Here is a 21,779-nt window from a genome sequence, read left to right as displayed (position 1 = left end):
CTGTTCATAACATCGTTGACAACTATTGCGATTATTAAATGAGCAGGGCGATTCATTCTGTAATTTTATTAAAAATCACAGCCATGGATTTAGAATCCGACCGCCGATTGGACATTCGTCCGAGTATTCCCGAGTCACATTTTAACAATCAAATGGGTTTTGATGAGCATTTCCAGAACAAGACCCTCCGCCCTGTTTTAAAACTCCAGAACTATTTATTGGTAGAAGCGTTCAAGAATTATGCGAACAAGCACAAAGGCGTTTTTTACGATCTTTCCTTAGAGAAAAAACTTCAATACATTGAGCGGGCCATCCAAAAGGACATCAAGTTCAGGAATTCCCTAAAAGGTATGATAATAGGTCAGTTCACGGTAGAAGAATACAGGGACTATATTACCAATTCCTCTGCCTTGAACAAGCGAATGATGCATATGGTGGTGGAACGTCTTAAGGATCAAATCCAACTTTTAGAGGCGGAGACGCTGTTACAAGATTGATTCTCCGTTCAAGTTGGTAGTGAGGATATCGCTCATTAAATCAAAATAGGGTCTAATGGCCCTAAAGGAAGTGTCCACTTCTTCCATAAATGACGCGGATAAAACTTCACTGTCCGATAGATTTCGCACAAAAACAAATTGCTTTTTTCTAATTAGGTCTATGTCGGGGTGTTCCTTTTCGAAACCTTTTGGGGCAGTTTTTAACTCGTCCCCGCTTAGATCTCCCCAAACGGTTTTCAATTGTTTTTGGTTTATGGTGTCCCTAAATTCCGAGGCATCCAATTCCAGTTCTTTCCGTATGCGAAATAGATCCTCTTTGTTGGGGGCCCAAAAACCTGCGGCCAAGAGTGATTCCCCTGGTTTTATATGTAGGTAATAACCGCCCCTTAAATGAGCGCCCAAACGGGAAAAAGAGCCTGCAAAATGACTATTATATGGAGTTTTGTCCTTAGAAAAGCGAACATCCCTATAAATTCGGAACATCTTCATTTTCTCGATTTCGTCGTGCTGGTTCAGATTGTCTTTAACGGCTTCAAAAAATGCCTTTACCTGAGCTTCATGCTTTTTAAAAGTAGTCTTGTTGGCCTCGAACCATTCGCGGTTGTTGTTTTTTTTCAATTCATTTAAAAAGTCAAGGGAATCCTTGGAAATCGTTATGTTCGAGCTCATAAAATTATAATATGTTATTTTTAATCTAAAGTTACCCTTTTGTGCCCACTTGCGGTAAGGTTTTGACTAATTTTAGAGCGACAAATTGCACTATGGATAAGGAAAAAATAATCGAAGAGCTTATTAGGCATAAAAAAATGCCCTGCTTGGATTTTAAATTAAAGCAACTTACCGAGGATTTTACGAACACGCTCTTTTATACCTTATTTGACACCAATACCCCTGTGGCCGTAAACCTTGAGCTATTGGAAAAACAGTTCAACAAGCTTATGGACATGGCGTGTTGTGAATTGAAAAAGCCACATGATGAGCTATGGGGAGAATATGTTTCCCATCTACCGGAAATACTGGAATTTTTAAACTTGGATGCCGAAGCTATCCTAGAATGTGACCCCGCATCTTCCTCGCTGCAAGAAATATACCTGGCTTACCCGGGATTTTATGCGATTGCCATTTATAGATTGGCACATGAGCTATATGTGGAAGGCATTCCTTTGATTCCCCGTTTGATGACGGAGTATGCCCATAGACAAACGGGAGTGGACATTAACCCTGGGGCCAAAATCGGTAAATCTTTTTTTATCGATCATGCTACCGGTGTAGTTATCGGTGAGACGGCAGTTATAGAAGACAACGTTAAGGTGTACCAGGGAGTTACGCTGGGCGCATTGTATGTATCCAAGAGCTTGGAAAAAACAAAGCGACACCCAACTATTAAAAACAATGTGACGATTTACGCCAATGCTACCATTTTAGGTGGCGACACCGTTATTGGTAAAAATTCCGTTATAGGCGGAAATGCCTGGATAACCGAATCGGTGCCACCAAACTCCAAAGTGTACCATACCCCAGAAATTAAAATTAAGACGAGCCCCAATGTCTAACAGTATACTCGATTTAATAGGAAACACCCCATTAGTGGAATCCAAAGTATTGAACACCAATAAAAAAGTAAAAGTCCTTTTTAAGCTAGAAGGAAATAATCCTGGCGGAAGTGTTAAGGACAGACCTGCGTACAATATGATCAAAAGTGGTCTGGATCGAGGCGACTTTACGAAAGACACCAAACTTATTGAAGCTACAAGCGGTAACACTGGGATAGGATTGGCCATGATCGCCGGTCTTTTTGGATTGAATATTGAATTGGTGATGCCGGAAAACTCTACCAAGGAACGAGTGCAGACCATGCGGGCCTACGGTGCAAAAGTTACCTTGACCCCTGCCGATGTTGGGATAGAGGGCGCACGAGATTATGCTGAAACAAAAGTTGCCCAAGAAGGTTTTAGAATGCTGAACCAATTTGCCAATAATGATAATTGGTTGGCACATTACAAAACTACCGGACCGGAAATTTGGCGAGATACACAAGAGGAAATCACACATTTCGTTTCCAGTATGGGTACCACAGGGACAATTATGGGCACATCAACTTTTTTAAAGGAACAAAACCCCAATATTCAGATTGTAGGTGTACAGCCTACGGATAATTCCAAAATACCGGGAATTCGAAAATGGCCGCAAGAGTATCTGCCAAAAATTTTTGACCCCGCAAAAGTGGACACCGTAATGGAGGTGAGCGAGGAAGATGCCAGAACTATGGTAAAACAGTTGGCCAAAGAGGAAGGTATCTTCGCAGGAATGAGCAGTGGTGGTGCCGCAACAGTGGCCTTGCGCTTGGCAGAAACCTTGGAGAGCGGCATTATTGTTTCGATTGTGTGCGACCGTGGGGACCGTTATCTCTCTTCAGATCTATTTGACTAGTTGGTTTTACCATCTAAAATTTGGGTTTCATGTCGGTTTTTTCCCATTATCCAACATTGTTTGCCACTCAACGATTTTGTTAAAATAGTGATGACAAAACCTCGTTCTTTACAGCAAGTATTATCCCAAATCTGAAATCAACATGAATACCTTGTCAAAAATCATTACCTGGAAAAGGAATATCCTAGCAAGTATAGTAGTTCTATTAACCTTGTCGGTATTGAGTTTTTATGGTATTTACACCAATCAGTTCTACTTTTTAAAACCGGACAATTATATATTCCCGATTCTATCCGTTGTACATTTGCTTTATTTGTACGTGGTTTGGTTCAAGATCACTGAAGATGAATTGCCAGACCCCAAAATGAGAAATATAGAGTATGTTCTGTACGTTGTGATGATCATATACTTGTTTAAAATCTATGACAGCGCTATGGTATTATACTCCATTGGTGGGTTTAATGAACATGTAATCCCTGCAACATTTAAGCCCATGGCCACACTTACCTTGGTTTTGTATAGTATACTACCTATTTTAACGCTTTACACCTTTTGGTTAAGAAAGCGTTACATAGGAATCTATAATTTCGAAAACTACAACGATAATCTAAATATTTGGCAGTAGGCCCATCAATGGGCTATAACCCACTAATGTAGCTCCCGTATAGATCTTTAAATTGATAACCCTGCTGAAAGCGGTGTTTGCTCAATTTCTTGTGGGCCACCAGCCCCCAAAGCAGAAGTTCTTTAAGAAAATAGGAATCCTCCATAGAAATTTCTGGCTGATATTCTCTGATTAAATGGTTCAAGGGACCAATGGCATCCAGTTTGGATTTATAATTTTCATCTTTTTCGTCGTCCAATAAATCAAATCCTTCACCATCAAAGAACCAACTCACGAGTTCATCATATTCGTTTTCCTCTTCTCGGCGCTGCAGCTTTTCTATCTTGGGAAAATAATTAGGGAACAAACTTTTTACAGCCTCTTCTATCAATGTTTCGGCCACATAACCAGCTCCCTCCTGCTCTCCTTCGTACACCAATTCGATTTTACCAGTAATTGAAGGAATAACTCCCATAAAATCACTTAAGCGAATGGTGGTTTTTTGGTCACCAGATATGATTGCCCTACGTTCTGCAGTGCTCAATAAATTTTCAAAAGCCGTAATGCTCATTCGCGCACTCACGCCACTTTTAGCATCTACATATTCACTTTTCCTTGCCTCAAAACTGATTTGCTCCAACACATCCATGGCCAATTCCGGAACATAAATCTTTTCTGATTGACGATGGTCCAGTTTGGCTTCTTGCTTGGTGATTTTTTTTGCGATTTCGATGTTATCCGGATAATGGGTCAAAATTTGCGAACCTATCCTATCTTTTAAAGGTGTAACGATACTTCCCCTATTGGTGTAATCTTCTGGGTTGGCGGTAAAAACAAATTGCATATCCAAATTGAGTCTAAGTTTAAACCCCCTAATTTGTATGTCTCCCTCTTGCAGAATATTAAACAACGCTACTTGAATTCTTGCTTGAAGATCGGGCAGTTCGTTGATCACAAAAATACAGCGGTTTGCTCTGGGTATCATCCCGAAATGAATTACTCGATCATCGGCATAGGATAATTTAAGATTTGCTGCTTTTATGGGATCTACATCTCCTATAAGGTCGGCTACGGTAACATCTGGGGTGGCCAGTTTTTCGTAAAATCGCTCATCCCTGTGCACCCAACCGATAGGTGTATTATCACCTTTTTCCTTGACCAGCTCTATAGCATATCGGGAGATGGGGCGCATTGGATCGTCATGAATTTCCGAGCCCTCTACGATTGGGATATATTCATCCAGCAATTGCACCATCAAACGGGCCAAGCGTGTTTTTGCCTGACCTCTCAACCCTAATAAATTTATATTGTGGCGTGATAAAATAGCTCTTTCCAATTCAGGAATCACCGAATTTTCGTAGCCCCAAACTCCTTCGAAGACCTGTTCTCCCTTCGATATTTTTTCCAAAAGATTGTCACGTAGTTCGTCCTTGATACTTTTACCTGTATACCCTGCCGATTTGAGTTGACCCAGGGTTGCGATGTTGTTGTGATCTAGTTTCATTTGTGATATTAACCTTTAATTCTTTTTTTTCTGTTTTGTTCGTAGTCCTCAAAAATCATTTCACCCAATCCTTTAAGTCCTGTGTAGAAGGCCTTCCCCTTGTTGGCCTTTGTGAATTCACGAACGAATTGCATCAAATAAGGGTCTTCTGCAATCATAAATGTGGTAATAGGTATATGAAGTTTTCTGGCTTGTTGCGCCATGGCGTAGCATTTTTCAACAATATATTCGTCCAAGCCTACACTGTTTTTATAATAATCTCCGTTTGGTAATCGCAAACAGGATGGCTTTCCATCGGTAATCATGAAAATTTGTTTGTTGGTATTACGTTTTCGGCGGAGCATGTCCATGGCCAATTGCAAACCAGCTACGGTATTGGTATGGTATGGCCCTACTTTTAAATAGGGCAGGTCTTTAATGGGAATGGGCCATGCATCGTTACCAAAAACCAAGATATCCAAGGTATCTTTTGGATAACGGGTGGTGATCAATTCTGCCAGAGCCATGGCCACTTTTTTGGCGGGTGTGATTCGGTCCTCGCCATATAAAATCATGCTATGGCTAATGTCTATCATGAGCACCGTACTCATCTGAGCTTTGTGCATTGTATCCTCAACGACTAAATCTTCTTCATTTAGGGAAAAGTTATCCAACCCATGGTTTACTTGGGCATTTTTGAGGCTTTCCGTCATATTGATGTGCTCCAACGAATCTCCAAAACGGTATTCACGGAACTCCCCGGTATGCTCGTCTCCTTTTCCTGATTTTCCGGTCTTATGGTTACCCGAACCACTACGCTTTATTTTACCGAAGATTTGGTCTAAAGCCCGTTGACGCAGCATGCGCTCTAGTTTAGCGGTCAAAGAGAGTATACCACCACCGTTTTCATTACCCTCCTCACCTTCTCCGCCTTGAGGATTATCCATATCAAATTCCTCACGGATATAACCTTTTGCCTTTAGGTCCTCGATAAAGTCATCCATAGTGTAATCGTCGTCGGTAAGGTTGTATTCTTTATCCAATTCACGTAACCAGTCCAACGCTTCCTCCACATCGCCCGAGGTATGAGTGACGAGTTCTTGAAAAATTTCGAAGAGTTTTTCGAATGGGGTTTGGTCGGGTGCTTCGTAATTGGTAAAGCGAAACCCTTTTCTTGTGTTCATAGCCATTACATAAATTTAAGGCATTTCGATGTAACGGCTATAGCTTTAGAAAAAACTTAACGCTTTCCGTAAGTTTGTTTAAGGATGAAAGCACTGTTAGAAGCATTTTACAATACTGCGCCACTTTGGACCCGAGAACAATTTGGATTACCGCAATTTGAATTTCCATCCATAGACATGGATTCTGTAAAAAATGTTGCCATTCCAGAAAAATTACGTTTAGGTCACCAAATGGAATACGTGTTTAGGCACCTGATAACAACTTCTGAAGCGTATGAGGTTGTATTAGCAAATGTTTTGATAGATGAAGGAAAAGTACGTTTGGGCGAATTGGATTTTATCTTAAAAAACAACCTTACCAATAACTATCTACACGTAGAACTAGCCTACAAATTCTATATCATAAATCCTAACATATCTGAACCTATACACCGACTGATGGGGCCTAATAAGCGGGATATGTTTTATACCAAATTGGATAAGCTCAAAGAAAAACAATTTCCTCTTCTACATCATGCCAGTCTTAAACAAAAATGGGATGCCTTAGGGATTGACCCATTAGAAATGGAACAGCAATGCTGTTTTAAGGCACAACTTTTTACACCTTTTAAGGAGGAAAAACTAGCTATACGACCACTAAATACATCTTGCCACGCAGGCTATTGGGTGCGTTTTGAGCAATTCAATACTAATCTATTTAAAGATTATCAGTTCTACATTCCGGCTAAAAAAGAATGGCCGTTGCCACCCGATAATCAAGTTTTGTGGAACAATCATTACAACACGCTGCTAGACATCAATCTAAAACACCTTAAGCAGTACGCACCAATGCTATGGGTACGTACTACAGAAGGAGAATTATTTAAGCTGTTCGTGGTATGGTGGTAAAGCAGAAAAATAGCGCCAGGACCTAGGAACCCAGCGCTACCACATCAATCACCTTTTATTCTGCTGTAAATGTATAGGTAACCTTGTTTACCTCTGTAAGTCTAAAATATCCTAATGGTTGATTTTCTGGATTGGTTTGGTTCACACAGTTTCCTTTTAAAGCAACAGGAGTTGAAGAGAACAAGCCAGCACCGCCCATTTGTTCAATTAAGATCTTTATGTATTCATAATAGCTTTTAGAAATACCGTGCATGCTAATGTAAACCGTATCACCTGGCTCAAAAGGCGTTAAGCCATCCATCTCATCTTCTTCAATTTCGTACCACCAATCGATCTCATTTCCGTTTATAAATTCGTCCTTTGCATCTTCAAATGCTGGAAACAATTCTCCCTCTTTTAAAAATTTGAACAGGTAATAATTTTCTTCCGCTTCGGGGTCCGTAAAAACCAAATGAACTTCTAGATCTTCATCATTAAAACCATCATCCCTAGACTGAAAAACTTCCTTGATTTCTGGCACGGGAGTCATTTTCTCTGTAGCGGTAAATACTTCGTTTTTATAGTTTACGGTCAATGCATAGGTGTCGCCAATTACCGGCTCAAAATCAGTTGTAGTATAGTTTCCATCATTTTGGTCTACAAATAAAACTTCTGTTCCGCTATTTACATTTAGAACGCTAACTGTAGCTCCTATTGCAGGCTGAAAACTTGTATCAAAATAAGGTGTAGAGGTGGATAGTTTTATAGTTTGATAATTACCTTCTGTTCCTTTTTCCCAATCTAAAGAAGCTTCTATTACAAGTCTTGTTGGTCCTTCTTGCACATCTATATCTACTACGTCTTCACAGGCGGTTAGAACCAAAAAAATTACTAACGATATATATTTTATAATGGTTTTCATGATCAGAATTTAAAATTATAAGTGATGGATGGTAATATTCCAAATATGGCGGTTCTTGTAGCCTCATTGGCTCCTGTTTCAAAGTTTTGTCCAAAAGAAATACTGGCCGCATTTTTACGGTGATAGAGGTTGTAAATGCTTAAAACCCATTCTCCCTTAAATCGCTTATTTAAAGATTTTTTGGGCGTGTAAGTTATAGATGCATCCAAACGGTGATACGCTGGTAAACGGTCTGAATTTCGACTTGCATAACTTGCAATGGACACCCCCTCGTAACTATAATGCCCATTGGGGTAAGTCACTGGTCTCCCTGTTTGATATACTAGGTTTGTTCCAAAGCTCCAATGATCGTTTAACCGGTATGCGCCAGAAATGGATATATCATGGGTTCTATCAAAAAAAGTAGGATACCAATTACCGTTGGCAATTCCAGGTCCGCCAGCTGTATCACCGAGGGTACGTTGTTCAGATTTTGACAACGTATAAGCTAACCAGCCCGTAAAATTCCCTGTGTTTTTGCGTAGCAAGAGCTCTAAACCGTAGGCACGCATTTCTCCATTCAATATTTCGGTTTCTATGGTATTTTGGCCTATAAGGTCAGAACCATCTATATAATCTATCCGATTTGCCACGGTTTTAAAGTAACCTTCTACCTCCAAGGAATATTTCTTATCCTTAAAGTCATAAAAGTAACCAAGCGCATATTGATTGGACAATTGCGGCTTTATAAAGGGCCCGCTTGGAGTCCAAACGTCTAAAGGTGTTACAGAAGAGGTGTTTGATAAAAGATGAATATACTGGGCTGTTCTTGAAAACCCTGCCTTTAAAGAACTGTTATCATTAATTAAGTAGGCCAAAGATGCTCTAGGTTCTAGATTGCGAAAAGAAGTAATAACGTCACTCTTTTTATACGTAGTTTCATCAATTACCTCCCCTCTCTCATAGATTTCTAAATCCGAATTATATACAACCGGCTGGTTGTTTTGATATATCGAAATAGGTTGTCCGCCCAATCTGGAAAATCCACTTAAACGTAATCCGTATTGTGCCGTTAGTCTATTGCTTAATTTATGCTCAGCATTTACATAAACCGCACTTTCTAAAGCTCTCTTTTTATCTAATGCCAAGGGATTTATGGCAGATGTTTCTGATGTTGGTTTTATCTGGCCAGGGTCAAACTCATAGAGCAGACTGCTGGCCCCAAAACCCAAAGTAAAACCATCATTTAAGTAATATTTAAAATCATATTTAAGATTGTAGTTGTTTATGGAGGACATCCACTCAAACTCTTCAAAATCCAAGTCTAAATCATAATCATACCTACTGACAATTGCGGAAAGATTAGAGAATAATTTATCGTTGAAAATATGGTTCCATCGTAAATTGCCAGAGGCATTGCCATAACTACTGGCAAAGCTTTGACCGATTTCAAATGCATCTCTTCCAAAATAACCACTCAGGTATATTCTATTATTTGGATTAATGCTGTAATTGGTTTTAAGGTTTAAATCATAGAACATTACGGAATTCTCTTCACCCGCAGCTTTAAGAAAAAGATCTAGATAGGAACGTCTACCAGCAACCAAAAAAGAGCCCTTGTTTTTGAACATTGGCCCTTCTGCTGTTAACCTACTAGAAATTGCACCGATACCACCAGTAAGTGCAAAATTTTTATTGTTCCCGTCTTTTTGTCTGATATCCAAAACAGAAGAAACCCTACCTCCAAACCGGGCCGGAATACCACCTTTATACAGTTTTAAGTCTTTAATGGCATCTGCATTAAAAACAGAAAAGAAGCCAAACATATGAGAGGTGTTGTAAATGATAGCCTCATCTAACAAAACTAAATTTTGGTCCTGGGCTCCACCCCGTACATGAAAACCTCCAGTGCCTTCTCCATTGTTAGTGACCCCGGGAAGCAATTGTAACGATTTTAAAATATCTACCTCGCCTAATACAACAGGCATCTTTTTAACAGTTCCAATATTCATTTTTAGCACACTCATTTCTGGTTTCCGAAGCAAGGCTTTTTCTGGTTCTTCGGCAGTTACGATAACCTCGTTCAGCTCAGTAGATAATTGTTCAATCTCTATATCCTTTTTTACATCTGCGTGTAAATTCACTTTTATTTTAACATCGGTAAAACCCATGTAAGAGACATTTAGTTCATAGATGCCTTCTGGTGCGGTAATAGAATAAAAACCGTATTCATTTGTGGTAGTTCCTATTGTTGTACCGGCAAGGAAAATAGAAGCACCATAAAGTGTTTCTCCATTATTATTATCTCTGATAGTGCCACTTAGCGTGTAATTGGTTTGGCTAAAACTCCAAAAAGAGTTTAATACTAAAACTACCATTACCCATGGTATTTTTTTTGAATTCATTTTCTGATTTGTTTTTTGATGTTTGAATTAAAATGTATACCACCAATAGACAATTCAAAAAAGACAAGGTTGCATTGCTTCTAAAAAAAATGCAGTTTCTTCACCTAATTAAAAAAACTTCACACTTTTTTTACTCTAGGTGCAACCCTTTAGTATTTCCTTTGTCTTTAGAGCAATAAGCATCAAACCGAACCATTGAAAACGGACATTCGTTTTACACATCAATCATTAGTAGAACAGTGCAAAGCAGGCCATAGTAGTTCTCAATACGAGCTCTATAGTTACTATGTGGATGCCATGTATAATGTTGGTTTTAGGTTTTTAGGAAATAAAGAAGATGCTGAAGATATTGTACAAGACAGCTTTATAGATGCTTTTAAACAATTACACTCTTTTAAATACCAAAGCAGTTTTGGAGCTTGGTTAAAGCGGATTGTGATTAATAAAAGTATTAACCATCTTAAAGCTAAAAAGGTAGATTTAGTACCTATGGAGGAAACCGAATATCAGATGACCCAAACCACGGAGACTGTGATACCGGATGTAAAAGATATTAGTAAAATTAAACGTGGCATTGCGTTATTACCAGATGGCTACAAGCAAATTATAAATCTATATCTAGTAGAAGGATATGATCATGTAGAAATTGCAACAATCTTAGAAATAACAGTAAGTACCTCGAAATCCCAATACCACAGAGCTAAAAAGAAGTTAATGCAAATTGTAAGTGAATTATGATGGATGATTTTGAAAAATACATATGCGACAATGCAGAAGCTTTTAACACAGAAAGAGCGGATCGAGATAACATGTGGCTGCAGATCAATACCGTTTTAGAAGCAGGTAAAACTAAAGTTGTGCCGCTTTATAAAAGGAAACTGTTCTTAAAAATTGCTGCTAGTTTGATGGCTCTGATGGTAATTACATTTTTCTACACACATTTTAAACCTAGCATAGTTACAGAGAACCAGCTGGCATCAAAAGAGTTGCTGGAAATAGACATGCATTACAAAAGTTTGGTTAATTACCAAGTAGCGTTGGTACAGAAAAATCCAAAACTTAGTACAGCCGATAAAAATGAATTTTTGTCTTTTATGGACGAATTAGATGCGGAATACCTGGCACTAAAAAAAGAAATGGAGACCAATTTAGACAATGAGCAGGTCCTGGAAGCTATTGTTGCCAACTACAAAAAACGCATTGAGCTTATAGAGAAGCTTTTAGAACGACTTAATGAAACAAAAAAATTTGAGCAGAATTATGAGTACACTTTATAAAACTTACCTAGGATTGCTCTTATTACTAACTTCAGCTACTGTGTCAGCACAAGAGCACGTTGAAAAAACAATAGAAAAGCAATTTGAATTAGAGGCTAACGGAGAGCTACACATCGACAACAAATATGGAAATATAACCTTCACCGGTTGGGAACAGCCAAAAGTAAAAGTGGTTATTACTGTAAAAGTAAATCATAAAAAAGAAGAAAATGCCAAGGATTTACTTCAAAGAGTGCAACCAGAAATACGTGCCAATCAAAGCTATGTTTCCATAACATCTGTTATAGCCAATAGAAATACCGGATGGTTTGCAGATTTTTTTAATAAGACAAACCCAATAGATTCAGACCGGAGTAGAGTACAAATAGACTATGAAGTGTTTTTACCTAGGGATGCCAAATTGAATGTAACCAACAAATTTGGGGATATTCTTATAGAAGAATGGCAAGGGCAATTAGAGGCCAACTTAGAACATGGTGACTTATGGTTAGGAGAAATGATCAGCAAAGCTACTATTCAATTAAAATTTGGAAAAATACGTGCTAAAAACATCAATTATGCCAGAATAGTCCTAAAAAATGGCGAGTTAAGCATGGATGACGCCAAAAACTTGCAATTAACAACGGAAGGGAGCGAAATACAATTGAATGCTATAGCCACACTTGAGTTGTATTCAAACAAGGATGAAATACATGTAGAAGAAGTTAAACACCTTTTTGGAAGTCTTAAATTCTCTTCCATTAGAATAGAGCAATTGCAAAAGGATATAGATAGCGAATTAAAAATTGTAGATTTTGTAGTTGCTAAAATAGGTAATCCCGATGCTGTTGTAACACTCACCCAAGAATCCTCTGATATTACCATCAAAACCACAAATTTCCCCCATCGCTTTATAGCTACACTGGAACAAGGAGTTGTAAGACTACCTAAAACCTTTGATAATGTTGCTTCCAAAATGTTGGATAAGGGTAAAAAACTTAGAAAAATAGAAGCTACCTACGGTAATAATGCCCTGGGAAAAATAACTATTTCTGGAGTTAAAGGAATTGTAACCATAAATGATTAAAATAGTCTTACACATGCAACCTTTTTAAAATTGGGTTGTCTTTAAATTATATCAATCAAAATTTGAATAATGTTCAATCAAAAAACGACAGTATTATTTATAGCATTAGTTAGTATAATCACCACGCATGCGCAACAAAAAAGTAATGATGAATACATCACCTTTAACGACCGTAACAATGTAGTCCATGGTATATATCTCGGTATTCCATTGGCTATTGGCGAAATTGATGGAAAGGACACTTTTTTTGCCGGTCTAAAACTAGCTTACGTTGCTAACCGTAAATTAGAAATAGGCTTAGCAACCTATGGGTTTTATTCGCAACAAAACTTATCTGGCGAATTATCTATAGATAATGAAGATTTAATAGGTGGTTATGTAGGCTTACACTTGGAACCAATTCTTTTTGGTAAAAGAACAATTAGCCTGTCCTTTCCTCAATTTATAGGTGGCGGAGCTATTGGTTATGTAGATGGCGACACCTTTGAGAACGATGACAACGATTTTGATAATGAGGATTTTGACACTTCGGACTACATATTTGTTTACGAACCAGGAGTAAGTTTATTATTTAATATCAATAGGTACGTACAGTTAGAAGCTACTGGTAAATACCGGTTTTCTAGTAAAATTGAATTGGAGCAACAAGCACTGGATCGCATTAACGGCTTCTCTGCTGGTTTGGGTATTAAAGTAGGTATATTTAACATGGGTAAAAACCGTTATAAGAAACAAATAGATTAGGATGAAGGGAGAAAAAGCACCTAGTAAAATAACTATTCCTGTGACTAGAGTATTTGTTAAAAACAATACCGTTTATATTTGTAATCAGGACAAGATTATAAAACCAATCCAATTTACTTGGTCTCCCGTTACCTTATAAAAAAGCCTTTTTTAATGTCTTTCTATCAATACTTTTTCAATATCTTTTAAGGTGTACCCTTTAGCTTGGAGTAAGATTAAATAATGAAAAAGTAAATCTGCGCTTTCGTTTAAGAACAATTCTTCGTTATCGTCTTTGGCTTCAATTACCGTTTCAACGGCCTCTTCCCCTACTTTTTGGGCAATTTTATTGATTCCTTTTCTAAAAAGTGAAGCTACATAGCTTTTTTCATCCTCTTTGTTTTCTTTTCGGGAAGCGATTACATTCTCTAATTCTGATAAAAAGCTAAAGTTAGGTGTGTTTTCTTCATCCCAACAGGTATCTGTACCCGTATGACAGGTGGGCCCAGCTGGCTTCACTTGGACCAACAAGGTATCCTTATCGCAATCTACCTTTATTGAAACCAATTCCAAAAAGTTGCCACTTTCCTCACCTTTTGTCCACAACCTATTTTTAGAACGACTAAAAAAAGTGACTTTACCCGTTTCTTGGGTTTTGTTGAATGCTTCCTGATTCATGTACCCTAGCATCAACACATTTTTGGTTGTTGCATCTTGAATTATTGCAGGAACTAGTCCGTCTGAATTTTTATTGAAGTCTATTTGCATTATTATAATCTTACAGGAATTCCTTTTTCCTTTAATTCTTTTTTGAGTGAATTGATTTCGATTTCCTTAAAATGAAAAACGCTTGCCGCTAAAGCTGCATCTGCCTTACCATATTTAAAAGTATCTGTGAAATGAGACACCGCTCCCGCCCCACCAGAGGCAATTATGGGAATGTTTACCAAACTCGATAGTTTAGCCAATTCCTCGTCAGCAAAGCCATTTTTGGTGCCGTCATGGTCCATTGATGTAAATAAAATTTCACCAGCACCACGCTGCTCTACCTCTTTTGCCCAATCAAATAAATCCAATTCCGTAGGCACTTTGCCTCCCACCAAATGCACTTTCCAGCCATCGGTAGTTTTACGAGCATCTATGGCCACAACTATACATTGCGAACCAAATTTGGCCACCAATTCGTTAATTAAGTCTGGATTTTTAACCGCTGAAGAATTGATAGAAACTTTATCTGCTCCGTTTTTAAGTAAGATATCTACATCTTCCACAGAAGAGATTCCACCACCTACTGTAAATGGTATATTTAATTTTTCTGCTACGTGATACACCAACTCCGCTAGCGTTTTACGCTTTTGCTCGGTGGCAGAAATATCTAAGAAAACAAGTTCATCTGCCCCTTCCTCAGCATACCGTTGTGCCAATTCTACGGGGTCACCAGCATCACGTAAATCCACAAAATTGACACCTTTAACGGTTCTACCATCTTTTATGTCGAGGCAGGGAATTATTCTTTTTGTTAACATATTTTTTTATTGAATCATCAATAATTATTTATCGTCATCCAGAACTTGGTTAAGGGGTCTCACTTGTATTATTGATGGGATGCTGAAACAAGTTCAGCATGACGATTTGTTTTCCATTATTATTCGTCGTCACCCTGAATTTATTTCAGGGTCTCACTGGAACTATTGATGAGATGCTAAACAAGTTCAGCATGACGTGTTTTTAATATTCCAACGTTTTTAAAGTTGGATTCTGTTCTTTTATCAAATTCATTTTCCATTCACGATGCCAATTTTTAATTTGTTTTTCCCGAGCAATTGCTTCTTGAATATCAGTAAAGGTTTCAAAATATACTAAATCAAGAAGATTATATTTTTTAGTGAAACTTGAACCTATTCCATTTGAATGTTGAATTACTCTTTTTTCTTAATTGTTTGTCACACCAACATAAAATGTTGTCCTATGCTTGTTGGTCATTATGTAAACGAAACTTTCTTGCATTGATGCGATGCTGAAACAAGTTCAGCATGACGATTTGTTTTCCATTATTATTCGTCGTCACCCTGAATTCATTTCAGGGTCTCACTTGTATTATTGATGAGATGCTGAAACAAGTTCAGCATGACGTATACTATTAATTTATTCGTTCTTCACATTCAAGTTTACCCCAGAATAAAATCCAAGATCCTGATCGTTCAACATTTTAGTGTACAGTGCAATCTGACCCGTGTGGTAAGATAAATGCTCTGTTACATGGATAATATTGCCGACCCCAGAAAAATTAAACCCTTGAACATAACGTTTGCGCAAAAGCTCATGTAAGGGAGCATCATAAAATGCTCTTTTAGCTTCATCGACCGTATCTTCTAGTTTTTTGATTAACTCAGCTTTGGTGTAGCCAGATTCGGTGGCAAATTCTTCATCCCGTTTACGTTCATCCTCCAAGTTTTGAATGGAAGCAATCCCATATTGGGTGATGTTTCCGCATAAATGAAGAATAAGATTTGCAATGCTGTTGCACGAGCTGTTCGGCTTCTGCCAAACTTGTTCCTCAGACAATTGATCAAAACAAATTTTGATCATACGGAGGTTTTCGTTCATACGATACCCTGCATTCCAAACCAATTCTTCTTGGAGTTCTTTTTCTTTATCCATTCTCAAGAATATAATGTTCCAATTGTTTTAAACTGATCTTACCTTCATAAATGGCTTTGCCTATGATTGTGCCCTCACAACCAATTTCGGCAAGTTTGGGAAGTTCGTCAAAAGTGGAGATTCCACCACTGGCAATTAAATGTAATCCTTTTTTGGTTTGGGACAGCATTTTTTTGTATAACTGGAATGATGGTCCTTGTAACATACCATCCTTACTTATATCTGTACAAATCACATAGGTTATGCCTTCCGATTGGTATTGTTGAACAAAAGGAATAAGTTGTAAATCTGATTCTTCTTGCCAGCCAGAAACGGCCACCTTTTCATTGTTGGCATCTGCACCCAGAATAATTTTTTCCGGCCCATATTTTTCCAACCAACCCAAAAACGTGTCTCGGTCTTTTACAGCGATGCTCCCACCTGTGATTTGTTTTGCACCACTTTCAAAAGCAATGTGCAGATCTTCATTGGATTTTAACCCTCCACCAAAATCAATTTGAAGATTGGTTTTTGATGCAATGGACTCCAAAACTTTATGGTTGACAATATGTTTGGATTTTGCGCCATCCAAATCCACCAAATGAAGATGTTGAATACCATGTTCCTCAAACTCCTTGGCTACTTCCAAAGGGTTTTCGTTATAGACTTTTTTGGTATTGTAATCGCCTTTGGAAAGACGCACGCATTTACCGTCAATGATATCTATGGCTGGTATTATCCTCATACTTATAGATTTAAGAAATTTTGCAAAATTCCACTTCCTACTTCACTACTTTTTTCTGGATGAAACTGTACCCCATAAAAATTATCTTTCTGCAAAGCAGCGCTATATTCGACCTCATATTCAGATATAGCAATGGATTCTTTACCGATAGGTGCATAAAAACTGTGCACTAAATAGATGTATGATTTATCAGGAACATTGGCAAAAAGCTCACTTTTTAAATCTGAAATCTGGTTCCATCCTATTTGAGGAACTTTTACTTTGTTTGAAAATTTTACCACATCCAAATCAAAAATTCCTAATCCTTCGGTGTTGCCCTCTTCAGAAGCATTACACATGAGCTGCATGCCCAAACAGATGCCCAAAACTGGTTGTTTTAGCTTTGGAATAAGCGTATCCAATCCCGTGGCTCTTAATTTTACCATAGCGGAACTTGCCTCGCCAACTCCAGGAAAAATCACTTTATCGGCATTTCGGATTTCTTCGGCATCATGACTCAAAACGGCTTCATATCCTAACCGTTTTATGGCAAATATGATGCTTTGAATGTTTCCTGCTCCGTAATCGATAATTACAATTTTCATAGAAAAGTACAAGGTTTGAAGTTAGAAGTACGAAGTTCTATTTTATTTCCCATTTTCTCGTGCGGTTTTAATAGATGAAACAACAATGGCTAAAATTTCAGTTGCTTCGGTGTGCAATGATTTCATTTCTGAGAGGTTATTTTCGCTTATTTCCATTAGAAGTTCTAAAAAGTACATGCTTTCATCTATTTCTTCCTCAACTATTTTGAGTTTGTTGATGAAATCGGCACGAGATTTTGCTCGTTGTGAGGCTCTGTAATTTGCTCCAACAGAACTCGTACATCTGATTAATTGATTGCCATAGGCATTAAACTCTCTAGATTTTGGAATATTTGAACATAAGTTCCAAGTACTAATAGCAAATGCTTTTGTTCTATCCTTCAAATCCTTTCTCATTGGACTGTTCCTAACTTTTTATTTTGTACTTCTGACTTTGTACTTCTGACTTTGTACTTCTGACTTTTACAGCATTCCTTTAGTAGATGGCAACACCATTTTTTCAGCATCTCGTTTTACCGCCATTTTAATGGATTTGGCAAAGGCCTTGAATATAGCTTCAATTTTATGGTGTTCGTTGGTACCTTCGGCTTTAATGTTCAAGTTCGCCTTGGCTCCATCGGTAAAGGACTTAAAAAAGTGCATGAACATTTCTGTGGGCATATCTCCTACTTTTTCCCGCTTGAATTCGGTATCCCAAACCAACCAATTTCGACCACCAAAATCGATGGCCACTTGTGCCAAGCAATCATCCATGGGCAATGCGAAGCCATAGCGCTCAATGCCCAGTTTGTTTCCTAATGCTTTGGAAAACAATTCGCCTAAAGCAATTGCTGTGTCTTCAATGGTGTGGTGTTCATCTACCTCTAAATCACCATCTACTTTAATATCTAAATCCATTTGTCCATGTCTGGCCAATTGGTCCAACATATGGTCAAAAAATGCCAATCCCGTGTTGATATTGCTTTTTCCAGTTCCGTCGAGGTTTATTTTGATGTAGATATCTGTCTCATTGGTTTTACGTGAGATTTCAGCAATACGATTTTCCAATTTCAAGAACTCGTAGATTTTCTCCCAATCATTACTTTCCAGAGCGATGAAGTCATCCAACTCCTCACGTTTTACTGTGATTTCTCCTGTTCCTAAATGGGTATTGTCATTGATGAAAATGCCTTTCGCTCCAAGATTCTTGGCCAACTCCACATCTGTCAAACGGTCACCGATCACAAATGAATTTTCCAAATCATATTCCTCGGAAAAATAGGAAGTCAACATGCCAGTGCCGGGTTTACGAGTGTCGGCATTGTCCTTTGGAAAGGTTTTATCGATGTAAACCGCATCGAAAACCACACCTTCATTTTCAAAAGATTTGATGATAAAATTATGAACGGGCCAAAAGGTATCCTCGGGAAAAATATCGGTTCCCAACCCATCTTGGTTGGTGATCATCACCAATTCATAGTCCAATTCCTTTGCAATTTTTCCTAAATACGTAAATGCCTTGGGATAGAAAATCATTTTTTCAAAGGCATCTATCTGCTCATCGACAGTTTCTTTGATGATCGTTCCATCACGATCAATAAATAGTACTTTTTTGGCCATTAGTTCAATTCTTTTAAAGTGGCTATCAATTTTTTGTTTTCTTCTGGTGTACCAACGGTAAAGCGCAAAGTGTTTTCACAAAGCGGCTGCGTACTGCGGTTTCGCACCACTACTTGCTTTTCCAAAAGTTGTTGGTAACGTTTGTTGGCATTATCCACCTTGGCCAACACAAAATTGGCGTCGGTGGGGTATATTTTTTTTACAAATCCCAAGTTATTTAAAGCAGTGATCAGTTGATCTCGTTCCTGTAGTATTTGTAGTATTTCTTTATTGACCAAATCTTGGTTTAAAACACGCTCGAGTGCTCTTTGCTGAGTTAATTGATTAACATTGTACGGTGGTTTGATTTTGTTCAAAACCTTTATTATTTCTTCGGATGCATAGCATATGCCTAACCGAATACCTGCCAAACCATAGGCTTTTGACAAGGTTTGCGTCACGATTAAGTTGGGATAGTTATTCAGTTGCGACAACCAACTTTCATCTTTTGAAAAGTCGATGTAGGCTTCATCGATAACAACCAATCCACTGAAAGATGCCAATAATTGTTCGATTCTTTCTTTTTTAAAGGAATTTCCTGTGGGATTGTTCGGGGAACAAATAAAAAGTAGCTTGGATTTGGCATCCACTACGCCTAAAATTTCTTTCACATTCGGTTCAAAATCGTCAGTCAGTAACACTTCCCTGTTTTCCACCGCATTAATGCCTGACAGTACCTTGTACATACCATAAGTTGGTGGCAACGTAATGATATTATCTTGATTTGGTTCGCAAAACGTCCGATAAATTAAATCCAATACTTCGTCGCTTCCATTACCTAACAAAATTTGACTTTCTGATACTCCTTTTTGTTCGGCCAATAATAATTTTAAGCTGCGTTGATATGGGTCGGGGTACCGATTTACCCCATTATCGAACGGGTTCTCGTTTGCGTCCAAGAATAGCATTTCGGAACCATCGGAGACATATTCGTCTCGTGCCGAAGAGTATGGCTGTAGTTTTTGTACGGACTCCCTAACCAATGTATTTAAATCAAACCCTTTCATTGTTTCAAACTATTTAATCTAAGGGTTACTGCGTTTTTGTGTGCTTGTAATCCTTCTGCTTCGGCCATTAATTCTATGGCAGTCCCGATTCCTTGAATTCCCTTTTCTGAAATCTTCTGAAAGGTCATGCTCTTCATAAAACTATCCAGGTTTACACCGCTGTATTGTTTGGCATAACCATTGGTCGGCAAGGTGTGGTTGGTGCCGGAAGCATAATCACCCGCACTTTCTGGGGTGTAATTTCCTATGAAAACCGAACCAGCATTCTGGATATTATCCAAATAAAATTCCTCGTTTTCCACACAAACAATAAAGTGCTCCGGACCATATTCGTTGATGAACTCTATGGCTTCTTTATCGTCTTTGACCAAAATCAATCTACTGTTGCCGATAGATTTTCGAGCAATATCGACTCTTGGTAGTTGTTCAAGCTGAATTTCAACTTCCTTTTCAACAGCTTCAATCATTTTCTCAGAAGTAGAAACCAAAATAACCTGACTGTCTACTCCGTGTTCGGCCTGACTCAATAAATCCGAAGCAACAAATGCAGCATTGGCAGAATCATCAGCAACCACCAACAACTCACTCGGACCCGCAGGCATGTCGATTGCCACACCATACTTGGTGGCCAATTGCTTTGCAACGGTTACATATTGGTTACCTGGACCAAATATTTTGTACACTTTCGGAATACTCTCCGTGCCAAAGGTCATCCCTGCAATGGCCTGAATGCCACCGACTTTAAAAATCTGTGTTACGCCACAAAGTTGGGCGGCATATAAAATGGCAGGATTGATTTTACCATTTTTATCTGGCGGGCTACATAGTACTATTTCTTTGCAGCCAGCAAGCTTCGCTGGAATGGCCAGCATCAAAATGGTTGAAAATAGAGGTGCTGTTCCGCCTGGAATGTACAACCCCACTTTTTGAATAGGACGTTTTTCCTGCCAACATTCCACACCAGGCATGGTCTCGACTTCAACTTTATCAGTTTTTTGGGCTGCGTGGAACTTTTCAATATTGGATTTGGCCAAATTGATAGCTTGCTTTAAAGCATCTGAAACGTTGTTGTTGGCAGTTTCAATTTCTGAAGCAGTCACTAAAACAGAGTCCAATTCTACCTTATCGAATTGCGCAGTGTACTTTTTGATGACCCCATCACCACCGGTCTGTACAGCCTTAAAAATATCGTTCACCGTTTCCTCTATGTCGGAAACAGTCTGTGTTGGCCTTTGAAGTAGTTTTGGCCAAGTGTCTTTATCTGGATTTATATACTTTTTCATGGTTTTAGTCTTTTGATCATGTGAAAGCCCAAGGCTTCGTAACCTTGGTTTTCCCAGAATTGTTTACCTCTGTTATTATTGGCATAACAGTTAAGTTCCATGGTTTCGCAACCTATGGATTTTGCATAATCCGTTAAAAAGGACATCATTAAGTCGCCGATTTTCTTTCCTTGATATTCGGGATCAATAATCACATTATCCGGTTCCAAATGCTTTCCTGCATAGAGTTTGTTCAGTTCCCATACCCCACATATTCCCACTAATCTTTCTTGATCATAAACCCCGATACATTTATATCCCATGGGAATCATAGCGGTCAATCGTTGCTGTAAGATATCCATGGAAACCTTTTTATTGTTCAGCACAAATGCCAAAGGTAAAATTGAGGACAGATTCTCTTCGGGAATCCATTTTATGTTGAACTCACCTATCATTCTACCTAATT

25 protein-coding genes are annotated in these 21,779 nt (G+C 38.4%); 9 read left to right on the top strand and 16 right to left on the bottom strand.

The genetic code is table 11. The features are described from left to right. Nucleotides 1-83: 83 nt before the first annotated feature. Nucleotides 84-497: a glyoxalase gene (locus tag ABTP35_RS15560; RefSeq protein ID WP_224836925.1), complete on the top strand. Its 414-nt coding sequence runs from the start codon at nucleotides 84-86 to the stop codon at nucleotides 495-497. On the opposite strand, the gene ABTP35_RS15555 is transcribed toward ABTP35_RS15560, so the two are convergent. Continuing rightward, nucleotides 486-1,166, bottom strand: a complete 681-nt coding sequence (locus tag ABTP35_RS15555) for a DUF2461 domain-containing protein (protein ID WP_293295236.1) — start codon at nucleotides 1,164-1,166, stop codon at nucleotides 486-488. The genes ABTP35_RS15560 and ABTP35_RS15555 overlap by 12 nt on opposite strands. A 92-nt stretch (nucleotides 1,167-1,258) precedes the next feature. On the opposite strand from ABTP35_RS15555, the gene epsC reads away from it, so the two are divergent. The 3 genes from epsC to ABTP35_RS15540 all read left to right on the top strand — a co-directional run bounded on the left by epsC (nucleotide 1,259) and on the right by ABTP35_RS15540 (nucleotide 3,552). Next, nucleotides 1,259-2,050, top strand: a complete 792-nt coding sequence (gene epsC, locus ABTP35_RS15550) for a serine O-acetyltransferase EpsC (RefSeq protein ID WP_293295237.1) — start codon at nucleotides 1,259-1,261, stop codon at nucleotides 2,048-2,050. Continuing rightward, nucleotides 2,043-2,927 carry a cysteine synthase CysM gene (gene cysM / locus ABTP35_RS15545; RefSeq protein WP_293295238.1) on the top strand — a complete coding sequence of 295 codons (885 nt, stop codon included), beginning with the start codon at nucleotides 2,043-2,045 and terminating at the stop codon, nucleotides 2,925-2,927. Before epsC ends, cysM begins: the two co-directional genes overlap by 8 nt. Before the next feature lie 142 nt (nucleotides 2,928-3,069). Further along, complete coding sequence (locus ABTP35_RS15540; RefSeq protein ID WP_224836929.1) at nucleotides 3,070-3,552, top strand: hypothetical protein; 483 nt, start codon at nucleotides 3,070-3,072, stop codon at nucleotides 3,550-3,552. Nucleotides 3,553-3,565: 13 nt separating this feature from the next. Here the strand turns inward: ABTP35_RS15540 and ABTP35_RS15535 are convergent, their stop codons facing one another. Together ABTP35_RS15535 and ABTP35_RS15530 are read right to left on the bottom strand one after the other, a co-directional pair. Next, nucleotides 3,566-5,035, bottom strand: coding sequence for a magnesium chelatase (locus ABTP35_RS15535; RefSeq protein WP_293295239.1), 1,470 nt, complete (start codon nucleotides 5,033-5,035; stop codon nucleotides 3,566-3,568). A gap of 8 nt (nucleotides 5,036-5,043) precedes the next feature. Continuing rightward, nucleotides 5,044-6,204, bottom strand: a complete 1,161-nt coding sequence (locus ABTP35_RS15530) for a VWA domain-containing protein (protein ID WP_293295240.1) — start codon at nucleotides 6,202-6,204, stop codon at nucleotides 5,044-5,046. A gap of 78 nt (nucleotides 6,205-6,282) precedes the next feature. Between ABTP35_RS15530 and ABTP35_RS15525 the strand changes: the two genes are divergently transcribed. Beyond that, the gene (locus tag ABTP35_RS15525) at nucleotides 6,283-7,086 is read left to right on the top strand and encodes a DUF1853 family protein (RefSeq protein ID WP_293295241.1); all 804 of its coding nucleotides are present in this window, start codon (nucleotides 6,283-6,285) and stop codon (nucleotides 7,084-7,086) included. 55 nt (nucleotides 7,087-7,141) lie between these two features. On the opposite strand, the gene ABTP35_RS15520 is transcribed toward ABTP35_RS15525, so the two are convergent. Continuing rightward, complete coding sequence (locus tag ABTP35_RS15520) at nucleotides 7,142-7,987, bottom strand: DUF4249 domain-containing protein (RefSeq protein ID WP_293295242.1); 846 nt, start codon at nucleotides 7,985-7,987, stop codon at nucleotides 7,142-7,144. Between the two features lie 2 nt (nucleotides 7,988-7,989). Next, nucleotides 7,990-10,371: a TonB-dependent receptor gene (locus ABTP35_RS15515; RefSeq protein WP_293295243.1), complete on the bottom strand. Its 2,382-nt coding sequence runs from the start codon at nucleotides 10,369-10,371 to the stop codon at nucleotides 7,990-7,992. Nucleotides 10,372-10,566: 195 nt separating this feature from the next. Between ABTP35_RS15515 and ABTP35_RS15510 the strand changes: the two genes are divergently transcribed. The 4 genes from ABTP35_RS15510 (at nucleotide 10,567) to ABTP35_RS15495 (ending at nucleotide 13,458) form a co-directional block, all read left to right on the top strand. Beyond that, nucleotides 10,567-11,109, top strand: a complete 543-nt coding sequence (locus ABTP35_RS15510) for an RNA polymerase sigma factor (RefSeq protein WP_293295244.1) — start codon at nucleotides 10,567-10,569, stop codon at nucleotides 11,107-11,109. Continuing rightward, nucleotides 11,106-11,648, top strand: coding sequence for a hypothetical protein (locus ABTP35_RS15505; protein ID WP_293295245.1), 543 nt, complete (start codon nucleotides 11,106-11,108; stop codon nucleotides 11,646-11,648). The genes ABTP35_RS15510 and ABTP35_RS15505 overlap by 4 nt, the downstream gene beginning before the upstream one ends. Then, complete coding sequence (locus tag ABTP35_RS15500; protein WP_375334309.1) at nucleotides 11,632-12,714, top strand: hypothetical protein; 1,083 nt, start codon at nucleotides 11,632-11,634, stop codon at nucleotides 12,712-12,714. The genes ABTP35_RS15505 and ABTP35_RS15500 overlap by 17 nt, the downstream gene beginning before the upstream one ends. 69 nt (nucleotides 12,715-12,783) lie before the next feature. Beyond that, nucleotides 12,784-13,458 (top strand): hypothetical protein, encoded by a 675-nt coding sequence (locus ABTP35_RS15495; RefSeq protein ID WP_252079738.1) that lies wholly within the window; start codon nucleotides 12,784-12,786, stop codon nucleotides 13,456-13,458. Between the two features lie 150 nt (nucleotides 13,459-13,608). Here the strand turns inward: ABTP35_RS15495 and hisIE are convergent, their stop codons facing one another. The 11 genes from hisIE to ABTP35_RS15440 form a co-directional block, all read right to left on the bottom strand. Then, nucleotides 13,609-14,205 (bottom strand): bifunctional phosphoribosyl-AMP cyclohydrolase/phosphoribosyl-ATP diphosphatase HisIE, encoded by a 597-nt coding sequence (gene hisIE / locus ABTP35_RS15490; protein ID WP_293295247.1) that lies wholly within the window; start codon nucleotides 14,203-14,205, stop codon nucleotides 13,609-13,611. A gap of 2 nt (nucleotides 14,206-14,207) precedes the next feature. Then, nucleotides 14,208-14,963, bottom strand: a complete 756-nt coding sequence (gene hisF / locus ABTP35_RS15485) for an imidazole glycerol phosphate synthase subunit HisF (RefSeq protein ID WP_293295248.1) — start codon at nucleotides 14,961-14,963, stop codon at nucleotides 14,208-14,210. A 202-nt stretch (nucleotides 14,964-15,165) separates the two neighbouring features. Further along, entirely contained in the window at nucleotides 15,166-15,357 is a 192-nt protein-coding gene (locus ABTP35_RS15480; RefSeq protein ID WP_293299187.1) for a GIY-YIG nuclease family protein, read from the bottom strand. 225 nt (nucleotides 15,358-15,582) lie between these two features. Continuing rightward, complete coding sequence (locus tag ABTP35_RS15475; protein WP_375334308.1) at nucleotides 15,583-16,098, bottom strand: DinB family protein; 516 nt, start codon at nucleotides 16,096-16,098, stop codon at nucleotides 15,583-15,585. Beyond that, entirely contained in the window at nucleotides 16,091-16,822 is a 732-nt protein-coding gene (hisA, locus tag ABTP35_RS15470; protein WP_252079737.1) for a 1-(5-phosphoribosyl)-5-[(5-phosphoribosylamino)methylideneamino]imidazole-4-carboxamide isomerase, read from the bottom strand. Before hisA ends, ABTP35_RS15475 begins: the two co-directional genes overlap by 8 nt. Nucleotides 16,823-16,824: 2 nt before the next feature. After that, a complete protein-coding gene (gene hisH, locus ABTP35_RS15465; RefSeq protein WP_293295250.1) occupies nucleotides 16,825-17,406 on the bottom strand; it encodes an imidazole glycerol phosphate synthase subunit HisH in 582 nt (193 codons plus the stop codon). 42 nt (nucleotides 17,407-17,448) lie between these two features. Then, nucleotides 17,449-17,802 (bottom strand): four helix bundle protein, encoded by a 354-nt coding sequence (locus tag ABTP35_RS15460; RefSeq protein WP_293295251.1) that lies wholly within the window; start codon nucleotides 17,800-17,802, stop codon nucleotides 17,449-17,451. A gap of 66 nt (nucleotides 17,803-17,868) precedes the next feature. Next, on the bottom strand, nucleotides 17,869-19,005 hold the full coding sequence (hisB, locus tag ABTP35_RS15455) for a bifunctional histidinol-phosphatase/imidazoleglycerol-phosphate dehydratase HisB (RefSeq protein ID WP_293295252.1): 1,137 nt from the start codon (nucleotides 19,003-19,005) through the stop codon (nucleotides 17,869-17,871). Continuing rightward, nucleotides 19,005-20,051 (bottom strand): histidinol-phosphate transaminase, encoded by a 1,047-nt coding sequence (gene hisC, locus ABTP35_RS15450; RefSeq protein ID WP_293295253.1) that lies wholly within the window; start codon nucleotides 20,049-20,051, stop codon nucleotides 19,005-19,007. Before hisC ends, hisB begins: the two co-directional genes overlap by 1 nt. Then, nucleotides 20,048-21,334 (bottom strand): histidinol dehydrogenase, encoded by a 1,287-nt coding sequence (gene hisD / locus ABTP35_RS15445; RefSeq protein ID WP_375334307.1) that lies wholly within the window; start codon nucleotides 21,332-21,334, stop codon nucleotides 20,048-20,050. The genes hisC and hisD overlap by 4 nt, the downstream gene beginning before the upstream one ends. Beyond that, nucleotides 21,331-21,768 carry a GNAT family N-acetyltransferase gene (locus ABTP35_RS15440; RefSeq protein ID WP_375334306.1) on the bottom strand — a complete coding sequence of 146 codons (438 nt, stop codon included), beginning with the start codon at nucleotides 21,766-21,768 and terminating at the stop codon, nucleotides 21,331-21,333. The genes hisD and ABTP35_RS15440 overlap by 4 nt, the downstream gene beginning before the upstream one ends. Between the last annotated feature and the right edge of the window lie 11 nt (nucleotides 21,769-21,779).

This window comes from Flagellimonas alginilytica (assembly GCF_042134605.1).
Classification (GTDB): Bacteria; Bacteroidota; Bacteroidia; order Flavobacteriales; family Flavobacteriaceae; genus Flagellimonas; species Flagellimonas alginolytica.
The sequence above is the reverse complement of the archived record's forward strand: the minus strand, read 5'-3'. Positions and strand labels throughout refer to the sequence as shown.